Genomic DNA, 24,814 nt, shown 5'->3' on the forward strand with positions numbered 1-24,814 from the left:
TCGCCCGGTCAGGTGCTCGCGGGGGAGAGCTCGGCCGCGCTCTCCCCCGACGCCGCGCTCTCCCCCGACGCCGCGCCTTCCCCTGACGCCGTGCCTTCCCCTGACGCCGTGCCTTCCCCTGACGCCGTGCCTTCCCCTGAGGTAGCGGCGGGCACCGGCGCGGGTGGCGTACGGACGGCGACGAGGCCGAGCGCGATGGCGGTGAGGGAGCAGACGGCGAGCACCGGCCAGACCTGGTGCCCGAGCTGGATGAACAGCCAGCCGCCCACCAGCGGGCCGGCGGCCGTGCCCAGCCCGACGACGAACTGGAAGGCGCCGATGTACCGGCCCTTGAGACCCGGCGGGGCCGCGATGCCGGGGTAGGCGTAGATCGCCGGGCCGCTGACGATCTCGCCGAGCGACCAGATCAGCGTGCCGGTGATGACGACGGCGGGGCCCATCGGCAGGCCGTAGAAGGCGACCCCGGCCCCGACCAGGGCGAAGCCCGACACGACCGTCACCCTGAACGGCCAGCTCTGCGAGAGCTTCGTCACCAGCAGCTCGAACGCGATCACGATGAAGCCGTTCAGGGACACCGCCAGCGTGTACCAGAAGATCTTCAGCCCGGCCGCCTTCACGTCGAGCGGCAGCGTGGACAGGTACTGCACGTAGACGATCGAGTGGAGGAACATGGCGGCGAGGTAGAGGACGAAGCGCCGGTCACGGAGCACCGCCAGGTGGCGTGGTCCGGACTCGCCGGTCGTCCCGGTGCTCGCGCCGGCGGCCCGGCCGGGCGGCAGCGCGACCCGGGCGAGCGCGGCGTAAACGAGCGCGATCAGGGCCTGCCCCAGGAACAGCAGGTCGTAGCGCTGGTGGTTGAGGTTGTACAGCGCGAACCCGATCAGCGGCGCGGCCGTGGCGCCGACGTTCAGCCCGAACCGGTACATCGCGAAGATCATGATCTGCCGGCCCTCGGGCGTCAGCTCCGAAAGGAGCGTGGCGGAGGCGGGCCGGTACATCTGGCCCATGAGGCTGACCAGAGCCACCGCGCACAGCAGCAACGCGTAGTTCGGGAGGAACAGCAGCGAGGCGATCAGCGCGCTCGAGCTGCCCATGCTGATCACGGTCGCGTTCCGCGCCCCGAGCCGGTCGGCCAGCGCCCCGCCTATGAGGACGCCGACGATCGCGCCCGCGCCGTGGACGCCGAGCGCGATCACGGCCTGCCCGGCCGAATAGCCCCTGGAGGTGAGGAACAGCACCAGGAAGATGTTGAGGAACCCGCTCAAACGGTTCACGAATATGCCGGCCAGAAGTATCTTCACCGCCAGCGGCGACTCACGGAACGTCGCCCACACGGTGGCCCTGTTCTTGGTGGCGGTCTTCTCGGTGGCGGTCATCGTCACAGTCTCCGCGACGCCGTTTCGCGTCCTCAATCGCAATCGTGCGGAAATTCCTGCCGTACCTGAGTGCCTTACCAGACGTGGGAAGAGCGCGCGAATTTTAGCAGCTCTTCTATCGATTGACATCCCTTACGCAAGCAAATCGAACCGCGCAATTGAGAAGATGCACCCCTGTCCGGCCGGTTGTGACGATAAGTCCGCGCCGCAGCGTGATCGTGCACAGGGCTCCCAGCCTCGCGTACGCCGAAGTCCGACCCCCGGAGAGGACTCGAATGATCAGCGGAACCTTCTGCCGGCTGGACGACCCGCTGCCCAGCCTCCGGCTCACCCCCATCGACGACGGTCCGGCCCTGCGCCGGTACCCGGGCCTCGCGGCATGCCGCGACCTGATCGGTAACACCACTCTGCTCGACGTGCCGTCCCCCGAGGGCGGCGCGCGGATCGCGGCCAAGTGCGAGTTCGAGAACCCGGCCGGCTCGGTGAAGGACCGGGTGGCCTACGCGCTGCTGTGCGAGGCGATCCGCGGCCACGACGAGAGCGGACCGCCACTCAAGATCCTCGACTACTCGGGCGGCAGCCTGGCCAGGGCGTTCGGCTACCTGGCGCAGTTCACCGGCATCCCGATGCGGTTCACGCTGCCCGCCTTCATCCCCCCGAGTTGGCTGCGCGCAATCGAGGCGTACGGCGTGCAGACCGACCTGGTGGACGGCACCAAGGGGATCATGGGCATCGTCGACCTGGCCCTGGACATCGCCGCCCAGGACCCGAGCTGGACGCTGCTCTACCAGCACCGGAACCTGGCGAACGTCGCCGTCCACCTCTACGGCACCGGCCACGAGATCCTGCGCCAGCTCGGCGACAGGAAGCCCACGCACTGGATGGCCGGGATCGGCTCAGCCGGCACGCTCGCCGGCGTCGCGCTCGCCCTGCGCGCGAAGTTCCCCGATCTGGCGGTCGCCGGCATCACCCCCGCCGAGATGCCGTACGGCACGCCCGCCCTCCCCAACACGCAGCCCAAGTTCTCCGGTGGTGGCGGGCTCGGCTACGGGCTCCGTCATCCCTTCGTCGAGTCGTTCGTCCCGGACACCACGCACATCACGCTGACCGCCCCCGAAGCGTTCTCCGCGATGTGCCGGTTCCTCGACCTCACCGGCATCCGCATCGGGAGCTCCTCCGCCGCCAACTGGCTCGCGGCGTGGCGGCTGGCCGAGACGCTGCCACCGGACGCCCTCGTCCTGACCGTCTTCGCCGACGCCGGACCACCAGAGGAGTGGGAACGCGCCATTTCCTCTTAGGAGGCTGAACATGACTGGCCTGCCAAGGATTTTGGCTCGCGCCGAGGAGGATCTCCACACGGTCATGGTCAGGGACCCCTCCATTCACAGCGTCGGGGAGGCGCTGCTTCATCCGATGATCCCCGCGATATGGGCTCACCGCCTGGCCCACGCGCTGATCCGGCGACGGCACCGCGTGCTCGCGCGGCTGGTGAGCAACGTCGCGCGTGTCGTCTCCGGCGGCATCGAGATCCATCCCGGAGCCGTGGTGGGCCGCCGCGTCTTCATCGACCACGGGGCCGCCGTGGTGATCGGCGAGACCGCCGTCGTCGGCGACGACGTGACGATCTACCAGCAGGTCACGCTGGGCGCTGTCGGCTGGTGGCGCGACAGTCTGCGGCCCCCCGGCGAGCGCCGCCATCCGCGGATCGGCGACCGCGTGGTCGTCGGCGCGAACGCCACCGTGCTCGGCCCGATCGACGTGGGCGACGACGCGGTGATCGGCGCCCAGTCACTGGTGCTGCACGACGTCGCCCCCGGCGTCCACATGGGCGCCCCGGCGGCGGCACCTCATCACAACGGCATGAACCGGAGAAGACCGAGAGTAGGGATCCGATGATGACCGCTGTTTCCACCGACACCCCTGCGTCCACCGACACCCACTGGAACGAGCTGAACACCGACTACGACGTGGTGCTGGCCACCGACCCGTCGAACCGGGCGCTGCTGGCCGGCGTGCTCGATCTGCTGCCCCGCGACGCCCAGAGCCTGCTGGACCTGGGCAGCGGCACCGGCCGCCTCACCGCGATGTGCCGGGAGGTCCTGCCCGAGGCCGAGTTCGTCGGCCTGGACCCTGCGCCGAACATGGTGGCCGACGCCCGCGTGAAGTTCGCCGGCGACCCGAAGACCCGGTTCGTGGAGGGCGTGGCCGAAGACCTCTCCCAGTTCGCCGACGAGTCCTTCGACGTCATCATCTCCAGCTTCGCCCTGCACCACCTCAGCCACGACGACAAGCGCGTCTCGGCGGCCGAGGCGTTCCGGGTGCTCAAGCCCGGCGGGCGGTTCATCAACGCCGACCAGTACTGCCGGGTGATGGGCGAGCCGGGCGACCGCGACCGGGTGCTCGACGTCTTCGAGCTGCTGACCGCCAAGGCTCGCTACTACCTCCTGCACGCGAGCCTCGAGCGCATGCTGCTGCAGCTCGACCTGCTGCCGCTGTTCATCCGCGAGGACGGCGAGATCCTGGCCACCGCCGAGTTCTGGGTCGAGGCGCTCTCCGACGCCGGCTTCGCGGACCCGCGGATCGTCGCGACCGAGCCCGTGGAGCTGTTCAACCGGGTCGTATGGGCGACCAAGCCGGGCCAGTGACGGCCCGGGAGGACCATTCGGCGCAGCCGCGTGGCCGCCGGAAGATAGGGAGCTGGTGCCCATGAGCAACCTGATCAGGCGTGCGACGGGCTTGGTGCTGCGCGGCGCCGAGCTGGAGTATCGGCCGCACGGCGAGTGCTGGGTGAGCCGGATGGTCGGCCCCGAGATCGGCGCCCGGTTCGTCACCGTCGACGCCGTCAAGATCCCGCCCGGCGGCCGGTGGGCACCGCCGGAAGCCGCGGGTGAGGAGAACGTCGCGGTGGTGCTGGCCGGGTCGGGGGCCGGCACCGTCGGCTCCGGGTTCTCCCCCATGGACGCGGCCTCCGCTCTGTACTCGCCGACCGGCACCGGCTACTCCCTGTCGGCGGGCGACACGGAGATGACGGTCTACGTGTGGGGCAGCGTCCTGCCCGAGGGCAGCCCCCGGGGCAGCAGGCCGGCCAGGTTCCGCTCGCTGTGGAACGCCGAGACCCGGCTCGCCGGTTTCCCCGGCACCGGGCAGGTCGCGCCGGCGAGCCGTACGGCCACGATGAACTTCCTGTTCTGGCCGGGCACCGGCAGCGCGCGCCTGTGCCTGCACTGCGGGATCATGATGCCCGAGGAGACCTTCAACGTTCACCTCCATCCTGCGAGCGACGAGGCCTACTTCGTCTTCGAGGGCACCGGGCAGTTCTACCTCGAGGACCGCTGGATCGACCTGGGGCCCGGCGACGGGGTGTTCGCGCCGCCGAACGTCCTGCACGGTGCCCGTAACCCGCAGTCCGGCGAGGGGGCGCGCCGCTTCGTCGCGTTCGGCGGGCCGACGCCGTTCGACCCGGCGCTGTACGACTTCGCCGGCGTGTCCGCCGAGGTCCGGTGATGTGCCGGATCTTCGGTTGCCTCGACCAGGAGGTGACCCCTCACCATCTGCGGACCCTGTCCGCGCTCCAGCGGCACGGTGGGCCGGACGCGCAGGTCAGCCGCCTCCTGGGCGACTCCGCGGTCGGCAACAACCGCCTGGCCATCATGGACGTCGACGGTGGCGACCAGCCGTACACCGAGCTGGCCGGCCGGATCCAGGTCGTCTTCAACGGGGAGATCTACAACCACGCGCGGCTCCGGAGCGAGCTGCGGGGCAAGGGCTACGCCATCCCCGACGAGTGCGACGGGTCCGTCATCCCGGCCCTCTACCTGGAGCACGGCGCCGACTTCCCCGAGCGGCTGGACGGGATGTACGCGGTGGCCGTGCTGGACCTGCGGGGCGACGGGCCCACGCTGGTCCTCGCGGTCGACGACATCGGCATGAAACCGCTGTACTACCACCGCAAACCGCATGAGAGCCGTTTCTACTTCGCGTCGGAGATACCGGCGCTGCTCGCCGTGCCAGGCGTGGATCCGGAGCCGGCACAGTGGAGCCTGGACTCCTACCTGGCCACGAAGACGCCGTTCGGCGAGGAGACCGCCTTCAGACACATCCGCGTCATGCCGCCCGCCTCGACGGCGGTGGTCCGCCGGGACGGCGAGCTACGGATCTGGCGGCGCGACCGGAACATCGCGCAGGACATCGCTCAGGACATCGCGCAGGACACCCCGCAGGACACGACGCCTGGAGCGCCGGCGGGCGCCGGCTTCCATGCGTCCGTCCAGGAAGTCCGGGAGGTGCTGCGGGGCGAGGTGCGGCGGCTCCTGGTCGCCGACGTCCCGGTCTCGGCGATCACCAGCGGCGGGCTGGACTCCAGCCTGGTCACGGCTTTCGCGGCGGAGGCCGCGCCGGCGCTGCACAGCTTCAACATCGCCTACCGGGGCGACTGGCCCGCGGACGAGCGCCACTACGCCCGCGAGGTGGCCGAGCGCTGCGGGACCGTCCACCACCAGGTGCTCGCCGACCCTCGGTCGTTTCCCGACCTGCTTCCCGACGTGGTCTGGCATCTCGGCCAGCCGAACGCCGACCCGATCACGCTGAGCACCTACCTGCTGTTCCGGGAGGTCAGCGAGGCGGGGTTCAAGGTCGCCCTGACCGGCGACGCGGCGGACGAGCTGTTCGGCGGGTACGACCGGATCACCCGGGCGCTCGCCACGGCCGGCTCGGGAGACGGGGACGGCTGGGTCGATCCCTACGTCGAGGCGCTGGCCGCGGTGCCGTCGGCCCTGCGGACCAGGCTCTACACCGGCGAGTACCGGGACTACATCGAGCGGGAGGGATCGGTGTCCTCCCGGCTGGCCGAGCAGCTCCGCACCTCGCGGCTGAACCGGATGGCCCGGCTGTCGGAGATCGAGATCGGGCTCCGGCTCCCCGCCTACCATCTCCGCCGGGTCGACCACCTCAGCATGGCGCACGCCGTGGAGGTGCGGCTGCCCTTCTGCCAGCCCGCGGTCGTACGGCTGGCCGGCCGGCTGCCGGTGGACCACAAGGTGCTCGGGGACGAGCGCAAGAGGGTGCTCTACGCGGCGGCCGGGACGTCCCTGCCGCGCTCGGTGCTCGACCGGCCCAAGCAGCCGTTCACCCTGCCCATCCAGGCCATGCTTCGCTCGGGGGAGCCGCTGCTCGACTTCGCCAGGAGCGTCCTGTCGCCGTCCCGGCTGCGGCGGGACGGGCTGCTCGATCCGGCCGCCGTGACGGGGCTGTTCGAGCGCCAGCTCCAGCGGCCGTCAGCCACGGCGGCGTCGGCGATCTGGGCACTGCTGATCTACCAGTTATGGATCGACCAGTTCGGCGTGCGCAGATGGGCCGCCACGGGCCAGGGGGCGGTCAGGTGATCGGGTACTTCGCCTACGCCGAGGGGAGTCCCTGCCCCACGCTCGTGCTGGACAGGGCCCCGCTCCCCGAGGAGGAGGGGGAGCTGCTGGGCGTGCTCACCGCCGTCCGGCAGTGGCTGATCTCCCGAGGGGTCGGCTCGGTGCTCAAGATCGCGCTCATCGGCCGGTCGCCGCATCCCGCCTTCGACCTGGACTACCGGTTCGTCCAGGCACTCCCGGGCGACGGCTCCGGGTTCGACCTGGGCGGGAGCTGCGGGCACTCCATCCTGGCGTCGGTCGTCGCGGCCACCCGCCTGGGCTGGCTCCGGCCCCTGGCCCCCGGCGACCGGGTGCGGGTGCAGGTGCTCAACAACGGCGACAACATGGTCTGCGAGGTCGACGAGGCCGACCGGTACCGCAACCGGTTCACCGTCCACCTCTTCCACCAGCCGTCGAACCGGCTCGGCGACCTGCTGCTGACCGGTGAGCCGGTCAGCTCGGTCGAGGCCGTCGGCGGCCGGGTCCCCGTCTCCCTGGTCTCGATGGGCAACCCTTACGTCTTCATCGACGCCGCGGACCTCCGCGTCGGAAGCCGGCGGGAGCTGTTCGCGAACGACCCCGTGCTGTTCTCGCGGATGTCGGAGGTCCGGGCCGCCGCCGCGTCGCTGCTGCGCTGGCCGGTCACCGGGACGTTCCCGAAGGTGGCGGTGGTCGGGCAGTTCACGCCGGGACGGCTCGCCGTACGGGCCATCTCCGTGCCGAGCTGGCATCCCACGCTGGCGCTCACCGGGGCGACCTGCCTCGGCGCGGCCTCCGCGATCGAGGGCACCATCCCCTTCCGCCTGGCCACGAGGGCGGGCTGCACGCCCGGTTCCGTGGAGATCGACACTCCCGGAGGCCGTACGAACGTCTCCACCGCGATCAGCGGCAACTCGCCGGAGAGCGCGCTGCACTGGGTGAGCATCAGCGGCAAGACCGTCCGCTTCCTGGGTTCCCTCGCCGTCGAGCCACTACATCGCTTTGTTGGCAAGGAGAGTGCCGAATGCCTGTCTCTGCTGGCTTGACCATGTTGAAGACGCGATCGTTATCGGACCTCTTATCGGTCCTGGAGAGCACCGCGCCCACCGCCGACGAGTACGGCAGGCCGGCCGATGACGCGCTGGAGGCCCTTCGCGGCTCAGGGCTGCTCGGCGCGGCCGTGCCTGTGCCGTACGGCGGGCTGGGCGGCGACGCGATCGACACCAACCGGCTGGTGATGCGGGTGGCCCGCGCGGACGCGTCGATGGCGATCGTGCTGTTCCAGCACTTCGCCGTCACGGCGCGCCTGGTCGAGCACGGGACCCCCGAGCAGCGGGAGCGCATCCTGCCCGACCTGGCCTCGGGGAGATGGCTGGCGGCCTCCGCCTGGAGCGAAACCGGGGCCGGGGCGAACAAACGCGACCTTTCGACCGTCGCCGTCGCAGGCGGCGACGGGACCTGGGAGCTCGACGGCGTGAAGTCCTTCGTGACCGGCGCCGGGATCGCCGACGTCTACCTCGTGCTCACCCAGACCGGGGAGAAGGGCGGGCAGGAGGTGGCCTACGGCGCGGCGGGCCAGACGTTCTTCCTGGTGGAGGCCACCAACCCGGGGCTGGTCAACAACCCGGCGATGGATCTCGTCGGCATGCGGAGCTCGGCGACGGGCGGCATCACCCTGCGCCGCTGCCGGGTGCCCGACAGGGACCGGCTGGGCGAGACCGGCCGGGCCGCGAGCATCATCGCGCGGGTGCGGGAGTCCGGCGCGTCGCTGGGCGCGGTCAGCGTGGGGGTCGCCGAGGCCGGATACGCCCACCTGGTGGCCGGGCTGCGCGATCGCGGCCAGCTCGGCAATCAGGCGGTGCGCCACCAGCTCGTCGACCTGGCCACCCGGATCGAGGCGGCCAGGGCCATCGTCGAGCAGGCCGGTCGCAGGGACGCCGAGGACCCGGGGCTGACCACGCTGCACAGCAAGCTGTTCGCCTCGGCCGTGTGCGAGGGCGTCATGGCCGACGTCGCGCGGATGCTCGGCAGCGCCGGATTCCTCCGGTCGCATCTGGTGAACCGCCTCCAGCGGGACGCCCGCGCGGTGGCGCTCATGGGGCCGACCAACGACCTGTGCCGGGAGTTGGTGAGCGTCCAGTGGGTGAGCTGACCACGCGCGGCGAGGCCGCCGATCTTCTCGTGCGCGACGCGCTGCTGGTCACCCCGGACGGTGTGACGCCCGGCGGCGTGACGGTCAGGGACGGCCGCATCGCGGAGATCGTGCCGCCCTCGGCCCGGCCGCCCGCACGGAAGGTGATCGACGCCCGGGGGCGCTACGTCCTGCCCGGCCTGATCGACTCCCACGTGCACTTCCGGACCCCCGGGCTGACGCACAAGGAGGACTGGCGGCACGGGAGCCGCGCCGCCGTGGCCGGGGGCGTCACCACGGTGATCGACATGCCGAACACGGTGCCGCCACTGGCCGATCCCGCCGAGGTGGCGAGCAGGGCGGAGCTGGTCCGCGGCGATTCGCTGGTCGACTTCCGGTTCCATCTGGGTGTCCGGCCCGATCGCCTGGACCTGCTGGCCGGCGCGGACCCGGCGGCCGCGGTCAGCGCCAAGGCGTTCCTCGCCGGCCATCACACCGCGCCCAACGTCATCCGCGACCCCGAGGTGCTGCGCGACGTGTTCGCCACCGCGGCCGGGGCGGGGCTACGGCTGTTGCTGCACGCCGAGGACGACGGGGTGTTCCAGCTCCTCGACGGCTGGCGCGGCGCCCCGGAGTCCTACCGCGACTACGAGCCCCACCGGCCCCGCAGCGGAGCCATCGTGGCGGTCGCCAAGGTGATCGAGCTCGTGCGGCGGTACGGCACGGCCGCCCACATCGTCCACGTGTCCACGGCGGAGGAGGCGGACCTGCTCGCCGCGGCGGCGGCCCAGGGGCTGCCGGTGACGTTCGAGGTCACCCCGCACCACCTTTCGTTCACCGCCGCCGACGTGGCGCGGCTCGGCGCGCGGGCCCGGCTCAGCCCGGCCATCCGGTCCGTCCGCGACCGGGAGCGGCTCTGGGATGCCGTGTGGCAGGGCCAGGCCGCCACCATCGGGAGCGACCACGCCCCGCACGGCATCGATGAGAAGCTTCGCGACCCGGCCGACGCCCCGCCCGGGCTCCCCGGTGTCCAGGAGCTGCTGCCCGCGGTGTTCACCGGCATGACGGCCCGCCGCCCGGACGCCGATCCCGGCGTCCTGCTCCAGCTGATCGCCCGGCTGTGCGCGGACAACCCGGCACGGCTCTTCGGCCTGTCCGCCCGGAAGGGGCGGATCGCCCCGGGGCTGGACGCGGACCTCGTGGTCTTCGACGCGGAGGAGCGATGGACCTTCGGCCCGGTCGAGCCGCGCAGCAAGTGCCGCTGGTCCGCCTACGACGGGTGGACGTTCGTCGGCCGCCCCACGCTCACCGTCCGCCGGGGCGAGGTGGTCTGGGACGCCGGACGGGACCGGTTCGGCTCACCCGGCGGCGTCTTCCTTCCCGCCGGACGGCCCGGCGACCTGCACCGGAAAGGGGGTGTCCATGACCAGGATTCTCATGCTCATGCCGTACCAGCAGTACGTCCGTAAGGCGGTGGCGGAGGGCTTCCGGGTCTACGCGATCTGGGATCCCTCGTACGAGTCGCCCGCCTACCTGGACGCGGTGGCGGCGCATGCCGAGGAGCTGATCCTGGCCGACTTCTCCGACGTGGCGGGGCTGCGCCGCCTCGTCGCGGAGACGGCCAGGCGGCACGACGTGGCCCACGTCCTGCACCTCGGCAAGGAGGACACCCAGTGGGCCGTCTGCGACGAGGCCGGCTCGCTGGGGCTCGCGCCGAACCCGCCGTCGGCCATCCGGCAGATCAACGACAAGGCCGCGATGAGGGCGCTGCTGCGGGAGCACGGGCTCTCCCCGGTGCGGTCCGCCGCCGTGGACTCCCCCGCCGAGGTGCCGCGCGTGCTCGACGCCTTCGACCTGCCCGTCGTCGTCAAGCCGACCGGCCTCGACGGCAGCCGTGCCGTACGGCTCGTCCGGGACCGGGCGGACCTGGACGAGTGGGCCGAGAGCCTCGGCGCGTACGGCTACACAGGCCAGGTCCTGGTCGAGGAGCGCCTGCGGGGGCCGGAGTTCAGCGTGGAGACCCTCACCGCGGCCGGCACGCATCACGTCCTCGGCGTGACGGCCAAGAGGCTGGGGCCGCCGCCGGGCTTCGTGGAGGCGGGCCACCTCCACCCGGCGCCGCTCGCGGAGGCCGAGTGGGCCTCGGTGACCGGGCTGGTCACCGCGTTCCTCGACGCGGCGGGCTACCGGTTCGGGCCGGCGCACACGGAGGTCATCCTCACCGCCGGCGGCCCGAGGATCGTCGAATCGCAGACCAGGGTCGGCGGCGACCGGATCCCGCTGCTGATCGAGCTCGCCACCGGCTTCGACGTCGAGGCGGCGGTCTACCGGGCACTTCGGGGCGAGCCGGTCCGGCCGCCCGCCGCCGGGCGGATGGGCTGTGTCGAGTTCTTCGACCTGGGACCGGGGCTGCTGGAGTCCCTCGACGGCCTCGACGAGATCGAGGCCCTGCCGTACGTGCACGCGCTGAAGGTGAAGTTCCAGCCGGGCGACGTGCTGCCCCCGGTCGTGGATTCGAGGACCAGGCACGGCTATGTCGTCGTGGACGCGGGCTCGCCCGGGCAGGCGGCCGAGCGCTGCGCGGCGGCGCTGGGCCTGCTCCGGGCGGTCGTACGGCCCGCCGAGGGCGACCATCAACGGCCCGCGGGCCACGAGCGTGGAGGAGCGCTGCGATGACACCTGAGAAGACCGTCCTGCTCATCGGGCACAAGACGGAGACCGTGCGGACGGCGAAGGCGTTCGGCCTCGACGTGGTGCTCTTCCAGCACCCGACGAAGATCGACCCGGTGCAGGCGAAGCTCGCCGACGCCACCTTCTTCGTGGACTACACCGACTGGTCGGTGGTCGGGCCGCTGGCCCGGGCCGCCCACGAGATCTGGCGCTTCCCCGTCGCCCTGTCGCTCACCGAGCCGGGGCTGGAGATCGCGGGCCGGGTCAACGACCTGCTCGGCCTGGGCGGCACGGGCTACGAGGTGAGCCACCGGCTGCGCGACAAGTGGGAGATGCGGCGGCACCTGGCCGCGTCCGGCGCCGTGACGATCGGCGCGGAGCTGGTCGACGGCCGCGACAGCCTCGCGTCGTTCGGCGCGCGCCACGGGTACCCGTTCATCGTCAAGCCCACCGACATGACGGCGGGCTACGGCGTGCACCGCGTCACCGGCCCGCAGGACATCGACGAGGTGTACGCCGAGGTGCTGCACCTGCGGAAGGTCGGCGTCACCCGCGGGACCACGCTGTTCACGATCCAGGAATTCATCATGGAGGAGTACGTCAGCGGGCCCGAGTTCAGCGTCGAGGCGTTCAGCTTCGCCGGGCGCCACGTGGTGCTGGCGGTCACCGAGAAACTGGTGGACGAGGCGCACTTCGCGGAGCTGGGCCACGCGCTGCCCGCCCGCCTCGGCCGGGAGGACGAGGACGCGATCGTCGCGGCGGTCACCGCCTTCCTCGACACGATCGGCGTCAAGGACGGGCCCAGCCACACCGAGGTGCGGCTCAGCGAGCGCGGGCCGATCGTGATCGAGGGGCACAACCGCATCGGCGGCGACCGGATCAGGGACCTCGTGACGTCGGCCTACGGCATCGACCTGCTGACCTACACGGTCGGCTGGCCGTTCCGGCTCGTCGACGAGCTGCCGGACCGGCCACCGGCGCTGGGCGGTGCCTGCGTGCGCTTCCTGCACGGCGAGACCGGCCAGGTCGCGGCGGTCGACGGCATTGAGGAGGTCAGGGCCGACCCGGCCGTGCTGGCCACCGAACTGAGCGTCAAACCCGGTGACACCATCCGGTCCCTCCAGGACAACTGGGACCGGCTCGGCCTCGTCGCCGTCTCCGGGCCCGACACCGACGCCGCGGTCGAGCTCTGCGAGCGGCTGATCGACTCGGTGACCGTCCGGACAGCCGCCCCCGCCCTCGCGCACGCGGCCGGATGAGGAGGGACGCGATGACCGTAGTGGTGCTTGACGCGCCGTCCGGCCCGCTCCTGCCCTACCCGTCGTGGCTGGCAGGAGCCGACGTGGTGCTCTTCACGGGGCGCTCCCCGGTGGAGATCCGGGACACGGACGGCTACGCCGGGGTGCGCCCGTTCGCCCGTTACGAGGGGTCGGCCGAGGTCGAGCGGGCCGTGCTCGCACTCGCGGAGGTCCGGACGGTCACGGCGATCGTCGCGACCGCCTCGGCGGACTCGATCCGGGCGGGAGCCCTGCGCGACCATCTCGGCCTTCCGGGACAGGGACGGGAGAGCGCGATCCTGTTCCGGGATCTGGTGGCCATGCGGCAGAGGCTGGCCGGAGAGGCGGTCCCCACCGTGCCCTTCGGGGCGGTGCGCCGGGTGTCGGACCTCTACTGGTTCGCCCACGAATGGGGCTTCCCCCTGACGGTCCGGCGGCGCCGTACGAGCGGGTGGCCCACCGTGGCGACGCTCCGGGACGAGGCCGAGGTGCGCGAGTTCACCCTGGGCGGCATCTCCGGCAAGCTCGAATCCCTGCCCGATCTCGTGGCCGAGCCGCAGACCGAGCGGAGCCTGGTCGTGACGGACCTCGGTTCCCGGCTGCCGGACACCGGCGTAGGCGGTGCGGACCTGCCCGCCGTCGCCCGCGCCGCGTTCACGGCCCTGCCGCCGCCGACCGGCCCCTACCCCTACGCCGTGGAGGCATGCCGTACGGCCGGCGGGGCGTGGCTCGTCGGCTCGGTGGCCTGCGATTTCGGCGAAGCGCGGGCCCGCGACGCGGTCCGCGCCCAGGCCGGTCTGGCCCCCGAGCTGGAGGAGGTCTCATGAGTGTTCTCATCCTGCATCGGGGCTCGCTCGCGGGCAGCGAGTACGACCAGTGGCTGGCGGAATACGACGGTGACCTGCTGCTCCTCGCGTCGCGTGAGCAGCTCGACCAGTTCGGCGAGGAGCTCCCCCGCGAGGGTTACCGTCATGCGGAGGCCATCGCCGACTACGACCTCGGGGGCGAGGTCGAGGTGCGCGCGCTGGAGCTCGCCCGCGAGCACGGGGTGAGCCACATCATCGCCACCCAGGAGCGGGACCTTGAGCGGGCGGCCCAGCTGCGGGGGATCCTCGGCCTGCCCGGCCAGGATCTCCCCAGCGTCACCCCGTTCCGGAGCAAGATTCTCACGAAGGAGCTGGTCCAGGCCGCGGGCGTGGAGGTCTCGCCGTACGCCGAGGTGGAGTGCGCGACCGACATCATCGCCTTCGTGCACGAGCACGGCCTGCCCGTCGTCGTCAAGCCGCGTGACGGCGGCGGGTCCATCGACGTCACGATCATCCGCACCCAGCCCGATCTGGACGTGTTCCTCGACCACCTGGACCTGGGCGGGCCGAGCCTGCCCAACCTGATGGTCGAGTCGTACGTCCCCGGGCTGATGTGCCACGTCGACGGCCTGGTGGTCGGCGGCCGGGTCGTGTTCTCCTGGCCGTCGCAGTACCAGTACGCGCTCGCCGTCTTCAGGGGCGACCACAGCGCGCGGCTCGACCTCACGCTCGACGCGGACGACCCGCTCTCGCGGCGGCTCATCGACCTGGTGGACCGCATCCTCGGCGCGCTCCCCTCCCCCGAGACCTTCACCTTCCACGCCGAGATCTTTCACACGCCCGACGACCGGCTGGTCCTGTGCGAGATCGCCTGCCGTACGGCCGGCGCGGCGATCCGGGACACCGTTCGGACGATGTTCTCCGCCGACCCGTCCGAGTGCTGGGTGCGGGCGCAGCTCGGGCTGCCGATGCCGCTGCCCGAGAGCGACACACGGCTGGAGCCGACGCAGATGGCGGGCCAGCTCCTGCTGCTCAAACGCGCCGGCAAGGTGATCAGCGTTCCGGAGGGGCAGCCGCCGTTCGACTGGGTGGAGCACTACCGGCTTCTCGTACGGCCCGGCCAGGTCACGCCGGGTGCCGCCTTCGCCGGCGACTTCATGGCCACCTTCGTGGGGTCCGCCCCCACCAGGGCGGAGTGCGAGCGGCGGCTGAGAGAGCTGGCGGCGTGGTTCAACGACGGCATCGTGATCGAACCGAGCGAGCTTTGATGGCTCGTCGGAACCGCGACATCACCATCTTCGGCGTCGCCGCGCTCATCGACGCCGTGGGCACCGGCACGTTCCTCGCCGGTTCGGCGCTGTACTTCACCCGGACGGTGGGCCTGTCGTCCAGCCAGATCGGCGTCGGGGTCACCGTCTCGGCGCTGGTCGGCCTGGCCGCTACCGTGCCGTGGGGTCATGTGGCTCACCGCGTTGGCGCGCGGCCGGTCTACCTCGGGCTGCTGCTCGCGAGGGCCGCCTGTTTCGCGGCCTACGCGCTGGTCGGCAGCTTTCCCGCCTACCTGTTCGTGGTCTGCCTTCTCGGGCTCGTGGACAAGCCGACCGCCCCGATCCAGCAGGAGCTGGTCGGCGTGGTGGTCGGAGACGCCGACCGGCAGCGGGCGCTCGCCTGGATCCGGTCGACCCGCAACGTCGGCTTCGCCCTGGGATCCGGGGTCGCCGCGCTGGTGTCGGTCGCTCCGGTGCTGGGCGGCTACCGGAGCGTCGTGGTCGTCAACGCGGTGAGCTTCGTCGCCGCCGCCGCGCTCGCGACGAGGCTGTCCCGGCCAGAGGCGCCGTCCGCGGCGAGGACCGCCGCGCCCCGCAAGCTGACCGGCCTGCTGGAGGATCGCCGCTACCTGGCCATGACCGTCGCGAACGGCGTGCTGACCACCCACATGACGCTGCTCTCCGTCGGGCTGCCGTTGTGGATCATCAGCGCGACCGATCTCCCCGAGCTGACGGTTCCGCTGCTCTTCGGAGTGAACACGGTGCTCGCGGTCCTGCTCCAGGTCCCGGTGAGCGCTCGGGTGGACACGACCCTGTCGGCCGCGCGGTCGCTGGCCGTCGCCGGCGCGCTGCTGGCCGCCTGCTGCGTGACGGCCGTGCTGCTCCCGTCCGTGTCCGGGGCTCCGGGCGTCGCTCTCGCGGTCGTCGCCGTGCTGTTCCTGACAGCGGCGGAGCTGGTGCAGTCGGCGGGCGGCTGGAAGCTCTCCTTCGACCTCGCGCCCGAGCACGGCCGGGCGGTTTACCTCGCCAGGTTCAGCCTCGGCACGACAGTCCAGACGCTCGTGATGCCGCTCGTCCTCACCGCGGTCGTCTTCCCGGCGGGCGCGCTGGGCTGGCTGGTGCTCGGCGCCGTCCTGGCAGGGGTCGGCGCGGCGGCCCCGCGCGGGGCGGGTGTGGTGCCTGTCCCCGCGCGGTAGTCCCGGTGGTCGTGGTCGTGGTCGAGTGCGGGTCATACCCGCTCAACCCCCTTGATGTACGGTGATAGGCCCATACGTCGAAGCGGCTTCAACGACCATGGCCCCGGCAGGCTCCCCCGTCAGAAGCAGGAGAGGATGTCATGCGCCACCTCGCTGTCTTCGACCTCGACGGAACGCTCGTCGACACTCCCCGCGCGATCATGGAGACGTTCCACGCGGCGTTCGGCGCCATGGACATCGCCATCCCGGACGCCTCGGCCATCCGGCCCACGATCGGGATCCCACTCCAACAAGCCTTCGGCGGACTGCTCGGACTCCCACCGGATGACGAACTCGTGGCGCGCGGCGTGCGCCACTACCTGGCGCATTTCAAGGAGATCGTGCTGCCGCGCGCTCCCGGACTGGTCTTCCCCGGTGTCGCCGAAGGGCTGGACGAACTGCGCGGCCTGGGGATCACCCTCGCCATCGCGACGAGCAAGTTCCACGCGAGCGCCGACGCGCTGCTGAGAGCGGCCGGTCTGCGCGACCATTTCTCCGTGGTCGTGGGCGCTGACGACGTCGCTCATCCCAAACCACACCCCGAATCGGGACAGCTTGTCCTCCGGACCCTCGGCGTTCCGGCCGAACACGCGGTGATGGTCGGCGACACCGTCCACGACATCCAGATGGCACGGGCCGCCGCCATGCGGTCGATCGCCGTCACCTACGGCGTCCACGGCCCTGCGGAGCTGGCCTCGGCCGGTCCCACCTGGATCGCGGACACCTTCGACGATGTCGTGGCCTGCCTCGGCACGGACCTGCGGACGGAACCAAAGGGACTGGCCGGGTGACCGGACGCGCCGTCGACTGGCTGCTCGCGCTCGCGGGTGGTGTGCTCCTTACGCTGATGACCCTGTCCAACGCCGTCCTGGCCCGGTACACCGACGCGGTGTACGCCTCCTGGGCCGCGCACGGGCTCGGGGCGCTGGTGGCGCTGATCCTCGTGGTGGTCGTACGCCGGGGCCGCCCGAAGACACCGGGCGACGATGCGGGCAGGGCGCCCCTCTGGTACTACCTGGGCGGCATCCCCGGCGCGTTCGTCGTCATCGTGTCCGCCGTCGCCGTGAACAGCGAGCTGGCCCTGGCCGGGACCATCGCGCTGATGCTCACGGGGCAGGTCGTCTTCGGCATCGTGTCGGACCGCCTGGGCCTGCTGCGCATCCCCAGGCGCCGCATCACCGCCATGGATCTGCTGGTCGCCGGATGCGTCCTCGCGGGCAGCGTGCTCATCGTGCTCGGCGGAGCGTGACCGTTGCTCTTCCACATCATGCTGGCACTGCTCAACGGCGTGCTCATCGGAACGAGCCGCGCGGTCAACGGCCAGCTGAGCACCCGGACGGGCCCATTCAGGGCCTCCGTCTGGAACCACGTGGTGGGGTTCGTCTTCCTGACGACGGTCCTGCTCGTCCTCCACACCTGGCCGAACGCGTCGGACGTTCCCGTCGCCGCCTACGTCGGCGGGGTGTTCGGCGCGTTCTTCGTCGCGGTCAACAGCTACGTCTTCCCGCGCCTCGGAGCGATGAACGCCGCTGTGCTGGTCATCAGCGGCCAAGTGCTCTCCGCCGTCGCGATCGACTGCGTTCAGCACAGGACGATGCCCGCGCCCGCCAGGCTCGCGGGTGTCGCCCTCGTCCTCCTGGGTCTCTGCCTGCCCCGGATAACGGCACATCTACGAGGGAAACGCGATACGGAAGTGCCGACCGAGAACTGATCGGCGCCCTTCCCAGCCTGACGCCTACTTGGACCATCCGCGAGCACCTGCGGCGCGCCCCGGCACGAGACGCGTTCGGTCAGGTGATCCGGGCTAGAGGCCCAGCTCGTTGAACAGGTAGAGCCAGATCTCGCTGCGGGTCGGGAACGCGGGGATCGCGTGCCGCAGCCGCGTGAGCGGGACCTCTCCGACGATGGCGATCGTCGCGGCGTGGAGGAAGTCGGCGACCTCGGAGCCGGTGATGGTGGCGCCGACGATGACGCCGCGTTCCTCGTCGATCAGGAAGCGACTGGTTCCGCGGGCGCCGCGGCCGTAGAACGAGCCGCCCGCGTTGCCCGACGTGGGGAGGTCGACGACGCGCACGCGCAGGCCCGCCTCCCGCGCGGTCGCCGTCGTGTGGCCGACGGCGGCCACCTGCGGGTCGGTGAAGATCACCCGCGGCGAGCCCGCGGCGTCGGCGAGATGCTCCGCCGCCATGTCCTTGCCCAGCAGATGGTCGGCGGCGATCGCCGCCTGATACTTCGCCATGTGGGTGAACGCCGCGCGCCCGTTGAGGTCGCCGACCACGTAGAGCCAGTCGATGCCGGGAACGCGGCCGTGCGCGTCGACCTCGACGTAGCCGCCCGGCTCGATGCCCACGCTCTCCAGTCCGAGCCCCGACGTCTGCGGGGTACGGCCGGCCGCGACGAGCAACTCGTCGCCCGAAACGGTGCTGCCGTCGCCGAGCGTCACGACGACCGAGTCGCCGTCCCGGTGGACCGACGTCGCCTTCTGGCCGGTGCGGACGTCGACGCCCTGCTCGACCAGGGAGTCGGTCACCTGCTCGCAGGCGAACACCTCCTCGCGCGGGAGCAGCCGCCGCTCGCCCTCGATCAGGATGACCCGCGCGCCCAGAGAGCAGTAGGCCTGGCTCATCTCGGCGCCGACGACGCCGCCGCCGATCACGACCAGGGTCGCCGGAACGGCGGGCGCGGTCGTCGCCTCCCGGTTCGTCCACGGACGGGCGTCGGCGAGCCCGTCGATGGGCGGCAACGCCGGCGTGGTGCCGCCGGCGAGGATCACGGCACGGCGGGCTTCGAGCGTCTCGTCACCGACGACCACGCGCCTCTCGCCGGCCAGCCTGCCCCAACCGCGGAACAGCGTGATGCCGCGCTCCTCAAGCCACGGCAGCTGGGCGCTGTCGTCGAGACCGTTGATGACTTCGTCCCGGCGCCGCAGCACGGCGGCCCGGTCGAGCGGGCCGGTCACCGCCTCAGCCGTCCCCGGCACGCGGCGCACCTCGGCGAGCAGCTCGCCGGGGCGCAGGAGCGCCTTCGAGGGCATGCACGCCCAGTAGGAACACTCGCCACCGACCTTCCGGTCCTCCACGATCGCGACCTCGAGACCGGCTTCGGCGAGCCGCCCGGCCGCCACCTCGCCGCCGGGCCCGGCGCCGACCACCACCACGTCGAAGCCGCGCACCGGCCTCGACGGGTCGGACAGTCGATCGATCAAGGTGGGCTCCATCGCTTGGTACCTCCGAGGCTTAGGGTTCAGATCCTGGCCGGGTGCCCGCCCCGCGTCCTCGACGTGGGGGAACACCTCCGGCCCAAGTCGACACCGGGACCGGCGAGCGCCGCAAGTCGTGGCCGGCGACCCGGCGCCGGGGACGAGCAGGCGGGTGACCCACGCCGATCAGGTCACTGATGCTCCTTGATGACCCGGGACACGTGGGACTGGCCGATCCGCCACACGCCCTCGCCGAGCTGGAGGACCGGCGACAGGTGCACCGGCGCCTCCGCGCAGCAAGATAGTCAACTGGTCTACTACAAATTAGACGACCGGTCGTACACTTGCAATATGGGACGCAGCAGTGACGCCAGGAACAAGATCCTCACGGCCGCGCAGTCGCTCATCGAGCTGCGCGGCTACTCCGCTTTGGGCGTGGCCGAGATCTGCAAGGCCGCCGGGGTGCCGAAGGGCAGCTTCTACTACTTCTTCGAGTCCAAGGAAGCCCTCGCGCTGACCGTCATCGACGAGCACTGGGCCGCCCAGCGCCGTGACTGGACCGGCGTTCTGGCAGGGGACGGGAAGCCGCTTGAGCGGCTGCGCCGGCTGTTCGAGGTCACCGAGGCCGCACAGCGCGCCGGTCAGCAGAGCTGCGGCACCGTGTCCGGCTGCCTGTTCGGCAACCTCACCCTGGAGCTGAGCAACCAGGCCGAGGCGATCCGAGTCCGTCTGCAGGAGATCTTCGACGCGCAGGTCGGCATGGTCGAGGCCGTCATCGCGGAAGCCCGGGATCGCGGCGAGGTCGACGTCGCGAACACGCGCGAAGCCGCACGGTCCGTGGTCGCCCAGCTGGAGGGCCAGGTGCTGTTCGCCAAGCTCTTCAACAACACCAGTCACCTCGACGTCCTGTGGGCGAACTGCCTGGCGCTGCTGGGCGCCCGCATCCGGCAAGAGGTGCCCGCCGCCTCCTGACAACGCTCACGGGGGCGAGGGCCGCGTCCCTGTTCGTCGCCTATCAGGATCAGCGTCAGCAGTCGACCAGTTCGGGCTTCTGGTTGAGGATCTGGGCGCGGGGAGTCACGAACTCCTCGTAGGCGTCCGTGGCCGCCGGGTGGAAGACGGCGACCCGGTGGCAGTTCTGGAAGGCGAGCCGTACGCCGAAGTGCCGTTCGAGCGCGCCCCGCATGGCGTCGCTCGCCAGGCAGCGCAGGAGCTGGCCGCGCGCGGCCTCGTCGGGCGGCGGGACCCGGTTGTCGGCGAACTCGGCGCCGGACCGGTCGCGCCGCTCGGCCAGCTCACTGATCGTGGCCCAGGCGTACGGCAGCGACTCGCGGACGCACGAGACGAACGCCGCGTCGTCGACCTCGCCCGCGCGGGCCTGGTCGAGCAGATCGTTCGGAACGGTCAGCGACATGTGGCTTCTCCTCTTGGTAGGGGATCCGAAGGACCACGGAGCCGGCGACGCAGGTCCGCGGCCCGGGCGACCATGCCGATCGCAGATCGCGCATCCCCATACGCGACCATGCGACAAATGCAGACGCTAGATCGGACCGAGGGCGCCCACATCTGGCTTTAAGGCGACAACTTCATGGGTCGCGAGGGCTGAGCCGTACACCGAACCGGATGTCGATCCGGGCTGCGAGGTCCCCGCCGGTGACCACAGCGAGGACATGTACCGCGGCCGCCCTCACCCGGCACGGTAAGTGGTGGCGACGCGGCGTCGCCGGAACGCGAGCCGCCGGAGCACATCGTCCTGCCGTACGCCTCACATTGTGCCGTTGCTCGATCAATTGCGTTCCAGACCCAATTAGTACGCAATTGAACCAAAGTGCGGGTGCTCACGTTCCGAATGATGTTCGCTGTCTTATGTCAGCCGTCGCGGATCGGGGGTTCCGCACGGCCCACACGCGCTCGGGGAGGGGCGGTCAGTGGCAAGGGGGTGGGGGATGGAACAGCTCACAGCGTGCGAGGAGGATTGGGAGCTGTCGATTCTCGCGGGGGATCGCGCGCTCACGGTGGACGGTGATCTGCGGGCCGGCCGATGCTGGTTCGACGCCGCCTACCGGGAGGCCGAACGCGCGGGCGACGGTACGGCGATGGCGCGCGCCGCGCTGGGGCTGGGCGGGCTGTGGGTGCACGAACATCGCACGGCCGCCGACGCGGCGAAGGTCTGGGCGCGGCAGCGCCACGCCCTGTCGCTGATCGATCCGCGCTCGGCGCCCGCGCTGCGACTGCGGACGAGGCTGGCCGCCGAGGAGGATTACCGCGGCGGCACGCACGCCGCGGTCCTGGCGGCGGTGGCCGAGGCCAGAGCCTCGGGAGATCCGGTGTCCCTGGCCGAGGCGCTCAGCCTGGCCCACCACTGCGTCCTGGGTCCCGAGCACGGGTCTCTCCGGCTGGAGCTGGCCCGGGAACTGATCGGAGAGGCGTCCAGAACCGGCCGCCGCAGCGATCTGCTGATGGGACTGCTCTGGCGCACGGTCGATCTGTTCCTTGACGCGAACCCGCACGCCGAGCGCTCCCTCGGGGAGCTGCGCGGCATGCTGACGCGCCAGGGCCACCTCGCGGCCGGCTTCGTCGTCGACGCGATCGACGTCATGCTGACCATCAGGAAGGGCCGGTTCGCGGAGGCCGAAGCGCTGGCCGCCGCCTGCGCCGAGAGCGGCGCGGCGGCCGACGATCTGGACGCCACCGCCTGGTACGGAGGCCAGCTGGCGACGATCCGCTGGTTCCAGGGACGCATCGGCGAGCTGGTCCCGTTCCTCGCCGAGCTGGTGAACTCTCCGACGCTCAGCGCGACGGACAATTCCTATTTCGCAGTCCTCGCCGTGGCCGCCGCCACCACGGGCGACCGGCGCCTGGCGGAGGGCACCCTGGCCCGGCTGCGAGGCCGCGACCTGGCTCAGCTTCCCCGGTCGAGCAGCTGGCTGATCTCGATGTACGGCGTGGCCGAGGCGGCCTGTCTGCTCGGGAACACCGGCGCCGCGGCGGAGGCGTACGCCCTTCTCGAACCTTTCGCGCATCTGCCGGTGATCGCCAGCCTGGGCGTCACCTGTCTCGGATCGGCGCATCACCCCCTGGGAGTGGCGTCACTCGCGAGCGGTGATCTGGACCGAGCGGTGCGGCACCTGCGGTCGGCCGTGCAGGACAACCTGGCGCTGGGGCACTGGCCCGCAGTCGCCCTGTCCCGTGCGCGTCTCGGGCAGGCGCTGGCGTTACGCGACGGGCCGCGCGACCGGGCCGCGCGGAACGAGCTCGCGCTGGCCGCCAGGGAGGCCGCCGGGCTGGGCATGGCGCTCCCCGCCGATCTCCAGTCGCCCGGTACGGCCGACGCCGTCGCCGGCACCCGCGAGGGGATCGGGGGGGTGTCACCGCTCATGGTGTGCCGGCGCCGCGGCCGGCGGTGGCAGATCGACATGGGGAGGTGCAGCGTGACCGTCGACCACAGCGTGGGCATGGGCTATCTGGCCACGCTGCTGTCCAACCCCGGGCAGGAGATCCCCGCCACCGAACTGGCCGCGGGGCCCGGATCACGGGGGACGGCGACGCCGGACAGCGGCGGCGTCAGTGGCATGGCCGGCGGCGGCTCTGCGCAGCCCGTGCTGGACGAGCGGGCCGTCAGCACGTACAAACTGCGGCTGTCGCAGTTGCAGGCCGAGATCGACGAAAGCGAGGCGCTGAACGACCTCGAACGCGCGGCCGCCCTCCGCGCCGAACGCGGCTGGCTGCTCGACGAAGTGGCCGCCGCGACCGGCATGGCAGGGCGGTCGCGGACCTTCGCCGGCGACGACGAGCGCGCCCGCGTCGCCGTCGGGAAGGCCATCCGGCGTGCCATCGCACGTGTCACGCAGGTCGACTCCGTCATCGGAGACGCCCTGCGGGCCACCATCCACACCGGCCTGCGCTGCTACTACCTGCCCAATTGACCCCGTCCCGGCCGCGCGGAGCGCGTCCAGCGAGTCCCACCGTGCACGCGCCGGATGACGGGAATGGCCATCTACCGTCCGCTCATGCGAGGAGATCACGCAGCGAGCCGAGCAGGCGCAGGCCCGCCTCCCTGCGTTCGGCTCCCAGGTCCTCGAACGCCCTCATGACGGAGATGAGCTCGCCGTACTCGCCGCCACGGGCCTCGATCGCGGCGGCGCTCCGGCCGCGTTCGGCGATGCGCAGCGCCAGCGCTGCCTGCATGGCGAACAGGGAGAGCAGGTCCAGCTCGGAGATGGCCGACCTCGCCTGCGGCGCGGGATCGAGGACCTCCAGGACTCCGCCGACGTTCTCGTCGTGAAGGAGCGGGACCGCCATGATGGCGCTGGGCACATAGCCCGTCGACCGGGCCAGATCGTGGGCGAAGGTGGCGCTGCCCGACACGTCATCGATGATCATCGGTTCGCCGGAGGCCACCACCCATCCCGCGATGCCGCGATCCGCGGGGAAGCGCCGGCCGATGAGGAACTCCTCCCCCGCGCCCGAGACTGCTTCGAAGACCAGCTCGCCGGAGTCGCACAGGAAGATCGAGCTGGCCCGCGCCGCGAAGATGGCCCTGGCCACCTCGACGATCGACTGCAGGAGCCGCCGGCGGTCGTGGTCGCCGCCGGTCCGGGCCTCCGCGGCGGAGGCGGCGGAGGCGGCGTACGTGTCGGTACTCATTGGCCACTCTTCACGTTCGCGGCGGTCAGATAGAGGACGTTCTTGAGCTGGAAGGCCGTCAAGCCGGGGTGCTTGCTCAGGATCAGCGCGCACAGGCCGGTGACGTGGGGGGTGGCGAAGCTGTTCCCGGTGCACCGGCTCAGCCTCCCTCCCGGCCACGCGACCTCCACGTTGGAACCGTGGGCGAAGAACTCCACGGGAGGCGTGGGGTTGTACAGGACCAGCCGAGGATCGGCCTCGGCGTGGCTGCCGACCGATATGACCGACGAGAAGCGCCACGGGAAGCTCTCGACGGGCATGTTGTGGGCGGCGGCCACCAGCACGGTGCGGCGGAAGTAGGCCTCGTCGGCCACCTCACGCAGAGCTTCGGCGAATTTGTGCTTCGTGGTGGACAGGCTGAGGTTGATGACGTCGAAGCCCTGCCGTACGGCCCAGCGCAGTCCGGTGACGAAGCTGTCGCCGGAACCCGAGAAGCCCGCGCCGAGAACGCGCACGCTGTGCAGCTCGCACTCGGGTGCGAACTGGCGCACGATGCCCGCGCACGCCGTGCCGTGGCCGGCGCTGTCCGACGGCCTGGTCTCCCGCACCACGGGCGCGCCGTCCGGGCCCTGCTCGACGGCGTAGGAGGCGGTGACGGGACCGACCCGGGGATGCCCGTCCTCGACGCCGCTGTCCACGACGCACACCCGCACACCCCTGCCTGTGGCGCCGCCCCATGCCCAGTCGGGAGTGATCCCGGGAGTCCACTCGGCGGCCACCGGTATGTCGGCCGGGGCCATGTTCCTCATGTTCCACACCAGTCTGGCGGGCTCCCTGACTCCGCCCCC

General features: G+C 71.6%; 23 protein-coding genes. 18 read left to right on the forward strand and 5 right to left on the reverse strand.

The genetic code is table 11. From position 1 onward, the window contains the following. Window positions 1-8: 8 nt before the first annotated feature. Window positions 9-1,376, reverse strand: a complete 1,368-nt coding sequence (locus N5079_RS25495) for an MFS transporter (protein ID WP_261586595.1) — start codon at window positions 1,374-1,376, stop codon at window positions 9-11. A 275-nt stretch (window positions 1,377-1,651) separates the two neighbouring features. On the opposite strand from N5079_RS25495, the gene N5079_RS25500 reads away from it, so the two are divergent. The 16 genes from N5079_RS25500 (at window position 1,652) to N5079_RS25575 (ending at window position 17,852) form a co-directional block, all read left to right on the forward strand. Continuing rightward, window positions 1,652-2,674 carry a PLP-dependent cysteine synthase family protein gene (locus tag N5079_RS25500; protein ID WP_261586596.1) on the forward strand — a complete coding sequence of 341 codons (1,023 nt, stop codon included), beginning with the start codon at window positions 1,652-1,654 and terminating at the stop codon, window positions 2,672-2,674. A 10-nt stretch (window positions 2,675-2,684) separates the two neighbouring features. Then, window positions 2,685-3,272, forward strand: a complete 588-nt coding sequence (gene epsC, locus N5079_RS25505) for a serine O-acetyltransferase EpsC (protein WP_261586597.1) — start codon at window positions 2,685-2,687, stop codon at window positions 3,270-3,272. Next, the gene (locus N5079_RS25510) at window positions 3,272-4,021 is read left to right on the forward strand and encodes a class I SAM-dependent methyltransferase (protein WP_261586598.1); all 750 of its coding nucleotides are present in this window, start codon (window positions 3,272-3,274) and stop codon (window positions 4,019-4,021) included. Before epsC ends, N5079_RS25510 begins: the two co-directional genes overlap by 1 nt. 61 nt (window positions 4,022-4,082) lie before the next feature. After that, the gene (locus N5079_RS25515; RefSeq protein WP_261586599.1) at window positions 4,083-4,880 is read left to right on the forward strand and encodes a cupin domain-containing protein; all 798 of its coding nucleotides are present in this window, start codon (window positions 4,083-4,085) and stop codon (window positions 4,878-4,880) included. Continuing rightward, window positions 4,880-6,757, forward strand: coding sequence for an asparagine synthase (glutamine-hydrolyzing) (gene asnB, locus N5079_RS25520; RefSeq protein WP_261586600.1), 1,878 nt, complete (start codon window positions 4,880-4,882; stop codon window positions 6,755-6,757). Before N5079_RS25515 ends, asnB begins: the two co-directional genes overlap by 1 nt. Continuing rightward, window positions 6,754-7,800, forward strand: a complete 1,047-nt coding sequence (locus N5079_RS25525; RefSeq protein ID WP_261586601.1) for a PrpF domain-containing protein — start codon at window positions 6,754-6,756, stop codon at window positions 7,798-7,800. The genes asnB and N5079_RS25525 overlap by 4 nt, the downstream gene beginning before the upstream one ends. Further along, window positions 7,779-8,906 carry an acyl-CoA dehydrogenase family protein gene (locus N5079_RS25530; RefSeq protein ID WP_261586602.1) on the forward strand — a complete coding sequence of 376 codons (1,128 nt, stop codon included), beginning with the start codon at window positions 7,779-7,781 and terminating at the stop codon, window positions 8,904-8,906. The genes N5079_RS25525 and N5079_RS25530 overlap by 22 nt, the downstream gene beginning before the upstream one ends. Continuing rightward, window positions 8,894-10,354, forward strand: coding sequence for a dihydroorotase (locus N5079_RS25535; protein WP_261586603.1), 1,461 nt, complete (start codon window positions 8,894-8,896; stop codon window positions 10,352-10,354). Before N5079_RS25530 ends, N5079_RS25535 begins: the two co-directional genes overlap by 13 nt. Continuing rightward, window positions 10,308-11,561 (forward strand): ATP-grasp domain-containing protein, encoded by a 1,254-nt coding sequence (locus N5079_RS25540; protein ID WP_261586604.1) that lies wholly within the window; start codon window positions 10,308-10,310, stop codon window positions 11,559-11,561. Before N5079_RS25535 ends, N5079_RS25540 begins: the two co-directional genes overlap by 47 nt. Beyond that, window positions 11,558-12,814 (forward strand): ATP-grasp domain-containing protein, encoded by a 1,257-nt coding sequence (locus tag N5079_RS25545; protein WP_261586605.1) that lies wholly within the window; start codon window positions 11,558-11,560, stop codon window positions 12,812-12,814. The genes N5079_RS25540 and N5079_RS25545 overlap by 4 nt, the downstream gene beginning before the upstream one ends. An 11-nt stretch (window positions 12,815-12,825) precedes the next feature. Then, window positions 12,826-13,659 (forward strand): hypothetical protein, encoded by an 834-nt coding sequence (locus N5079_RS25550; protein WP_261586606.1) that lies wholly within the window; start codon window positions 12,826-12,828, stop codon window positions 13,657-13,659. Beyond that, on the forward strand, window positions 13,656-14,906 hold the full coding sequence (locus tag N5079_RS25555; RefSeq protein ID WP_261586607.1) for an acetyl-CoA carboxylase biotin carboxylase subunit family protein: 1,251 nt from the start codon (window positions 13,656-13,658) through the stop codon (window positions 14,904-14,906). Before N5079_RS25550 ends, N5079_RS25555 begins: the two co-directional genes overlap by 4 nt. Continuing rightward, entirely contained in the window at window positions 14,906-16,102 is a 1,197-nt protein-coding gene (locus N5079_RS25560) for an MFS transporter (RefSeq protein WP_261586608.1), read from the forward strand. The genes N5079_RS25555 and N5079_RS25560 overlap by 1 nt, the downstream gene beginning before the upstream one ends. Window positions 16,103-16,242: 140 nt before the next feature. Continuing rightward, complete coding sequence (locus tag N5079_RS25565) at window positions 16,243-16,932, forward strand: HAD family hydrolase (RefSeq protein ID WP_261586609.1); 690 nt, start codon at window positions 16,243-16,245, stop codon at window positions 16,930-16,932. Next, window positions 16,929-17,390, forward strand: a complete 462-nt coding sequence (locus N5079_RS25570) for a DMT family transporter (RefSeq protein WP_261586610.1) — start codon at window positions 16,929-16,931, stop codon at window positions 17,388-17,390. The genes N5079_RS25565 and N5079_RS25570 overlap by 4 nt, the downstream gene beginning before the upstream one ends. 3 nt (window positions 17,391-17,393) lie before the next feature. After that, on the forward strand, window positions 17,394-17,852 hold the full coding sequence (locus tag N5079_RS25575; protein WP_261586611.1) for a DMT family transporter: 459 nt from the start codon (window positions 17,394-17,396) through the stop codon (window positions 17,850-17,852). A gap of 93 nt (window positions 17,853-17,945) precedes the next feature. On the opposite strand, the gene N5079_RS25580 is transcribed toward N5079_RS25575, so the two are convergent. Continuing rightward, entirely contained in the window at window positions 17,946-19,346 is a 1,401-nt protein-coding gene (locus tag N5079_RS25580) for a dihydrolipoyl dehydrogenase family protein (RefSeq protein ID WP_261586612.1), read from the reverse strand. A 345-nt stretch (window positions 19,347-19,691) separates the two neighbouring features. Between N5079_RS25580 and N5079_RS25585 the strand changes: the two genes are divergently transcribed. After that, the gene (locus tag N5079_RS25585; protein WP_261586613.1) at window positions 19,692-20,312 is read left to right on the forward strand and encodes a TetR/AcrR family transcriptional regulator; all 621 of its coding nucleotides are present in this window, start codon (window positions 19,692-19,694) and stop codon (window positions 20,310-20,312) included. Window positions 20,313-20,367: 55 nt separating this feature from the next. On the opposite strand, the gene N5079_RS25590 is transcribed toward N5079_RS25585, so the two are convergent. Further along, window positions 20,368-20,754, reverse strand: coding sequence for an SCO5389 family protein (locus N5079_RS25590; RefSeq protein ID WP_261586614.1), 387 nt, complete (start codon window positions 20,752-20,754; stop codon window positions 20,368-20,370). Window positions 20,755-21,286: 532 nt separating this feature from the next. Between N5079_RS25590 and N5079_RS25595 the strand changes: the two genes are divergently transcribed. Further along, a complete protein-coding gene (locus N5079_RS25595; RefSeq protein WP_261586615.1) occupies window positions 21,287-23,266 on the forward strand; it encodes a hypothetical protein in 1,980 nt (659 codons plus the stop codon). 82 nt (window positions 23,267-23,348) lie between these two features. On the opposite strand, the gene N5079_RS25600 is transcribed toward N5079_RS25595, so the two are convergent. Together N5079_RS25600 and N5079_RS25605 are read right to left on the reverse strand one after the other, a co-directional pair. Further along, window positions 23,349-23,987 (reverse strand): GAF domain-containing protein, encoded by a 639-nt coding sequence (locus tag N5079_RS25600; RefSeq protein WP_261586616.1) that lies wholly within the window; start codon window positions 23,985-23,987, stop codon window positions 23,349-23,351. Beyond that, window positions 23,984-24,775, reverse strand: coding sequence for a S8 family peptidase (locus N5079_RS25605; protein WP_261586617.1), 792 nt, complete (start codon window positions 24,773-24,775; stop codon window positions 23,984-23,986). The genes N5079_RS25600 and N5079_RS25605 overlap by 4 nt, the downstream gene beginning before the upstream one ends. Window positions 24,776-24,814: the final 39 nt, after the last annotated feature.

It is taken from the genome of Planotetraspora sp. A-T 1434 (genome assembly GCF_025420585.1).
In the GTDB taxonomy this organism is placed as follows: domain Bacteria; phylum Actinomycetota; class Actinomycetes; order Streptosporangiales; family Streptosporangiaceae; genus JAOEGB01.

What these genes read in the sequence shown, in the direction of transcription:
- N5079_RS25495 (WP_261586595.1), bottom strand. Translation starts at nt 1,376, where the DNA reads ATGACCGCCACCGAGAAGACCGCCACCAAGAACAGGGCCACCGTGTGG.
- N5079_RS25500 (WP_261586596.1), top strand. Translation starts at nt 1,652, where the DNA reads ATGATCAGCGGAACCTTCTGCCGGCTGGACGACCCGCTGCCCAGCCTC.
- epsC (WP_261586597.1), top strand. Translation starts at nt 2,685, where the DNA reads ATGACTGGCCTGCCAAGGATTTTGGCTCGCGCCGAGGAGGATCTCCAC.
- N5079_RS25510 (WP_261586598.1), top strand. Translation starts at nt 3,272, where the DNA reads ATGACCGCTGTTTCCACCGACACCCCTGCGTCCACCGACACCCACTGG.
- N5079_RS25515 (WP_261586599.1), top strand. Translation starts at nt 4,083, where the DNA reads ATGAGCAACCTGATCAGGCGTGCGACGGGCTTGGTGCTGCGCGGCGCC.
- asnB (WP_261586600.1), top strand. Translation starts at nt 4,880, where the DNA reads ATGTGCCGGATCTTCGGTTGCCTCGACCAGGAGGTGACCCCTCACCAT.
- N5079_RS25530 (WP_261586602.1), top strand. Translation starts at nt 7,779, where the DNA reads ATGCCTGTCTCTGCTGGCTTGACCATGTTGAAGACGCGATCGTTATCG.
- N5079_RS25540 (WP_261586604.1), top strand. Translation starts at nt 10,308, where the DNA reads ATGACCAGGATTCTCATGCTCATGCCGTACCAGCAGTACGTCCGTAAG.
- N5079_RS25545 (WP_261586605.1), top strand. Translation starts at nt 11,558, where the DNA reads ATGACACCTGAGAAGACCGTCCTGCTCATCGGGCACAAGACGGAGACC.
- N5079_RS25550 (WP_261586606.1), top strand. Translation starts at nt 12,826, where the DNA reads ATGACCGTAGTGGTGCTTGACGCGCCGTCCGGCCCGCTCCTGCCCTAC.
- N5079_RS25555 (WP_261586607.1), top strand. Translation starts at nt 13,656, where the DNA reads ATGAGTGTTCTCATCCTGCATCGGGGCTCGCTCGCGGGCAGCGAGTAC.
- N5079_RS25560 (WP_261586608.1), top strand. Translation starts at nt 14,906, where the DNA reads ATGGCTCGTCGGAACCGCGACATCACCATCTTCGGCGTCGCCGCGCTC.
- N5079_RS25565 (WP_261586609.1), top strand. Translation starts at nt 16,243, where the DNA reads ATGCGCCACCTCGCTGTCTTCGACCTCGACGGAACGCTCGTCGACACT.
- N5079_RS25585 (WP_261586613.1), top strand. Translation starts at nt 19,692, where the DNA reads ATGGGACGCAGCAGTGACGCCAGGAACAAGATCCTCACGGCCGCGCAG.
- N5079_RS25590 (WP_261586614.1), bottom strand. Translation starts at nt 20,754, where the DNA reads ATGTCGCTGACCGTTCCGAACGATCTGCTCGACCAGGCCCGCGCGGGC.
- N5079_RS25595 (WP_261586615.1), top strand. Translation starts at nt 21,287, where the DNA reads ATGGAACAGCTCACAGCGTGCGAGGAGGATTGGGAGCTGTCGATTCTC.
- N5079_RS25600 (WP_261586616.1), bottom strand. Translation starts at nt 23,987, where the DNA reads ATGAGTACCGACACGTACGCCGCCTCCGCCGCCTCCGCCGCGGAGGCC.
- N5079_RS25605 (WP_261586617.1), bottom strand. Translation starts at nt 24,775, where the DNA reads ATGAGGAACATGGCCCCGGCCGACATACCGGTGGCCGCCGAGTGGACT.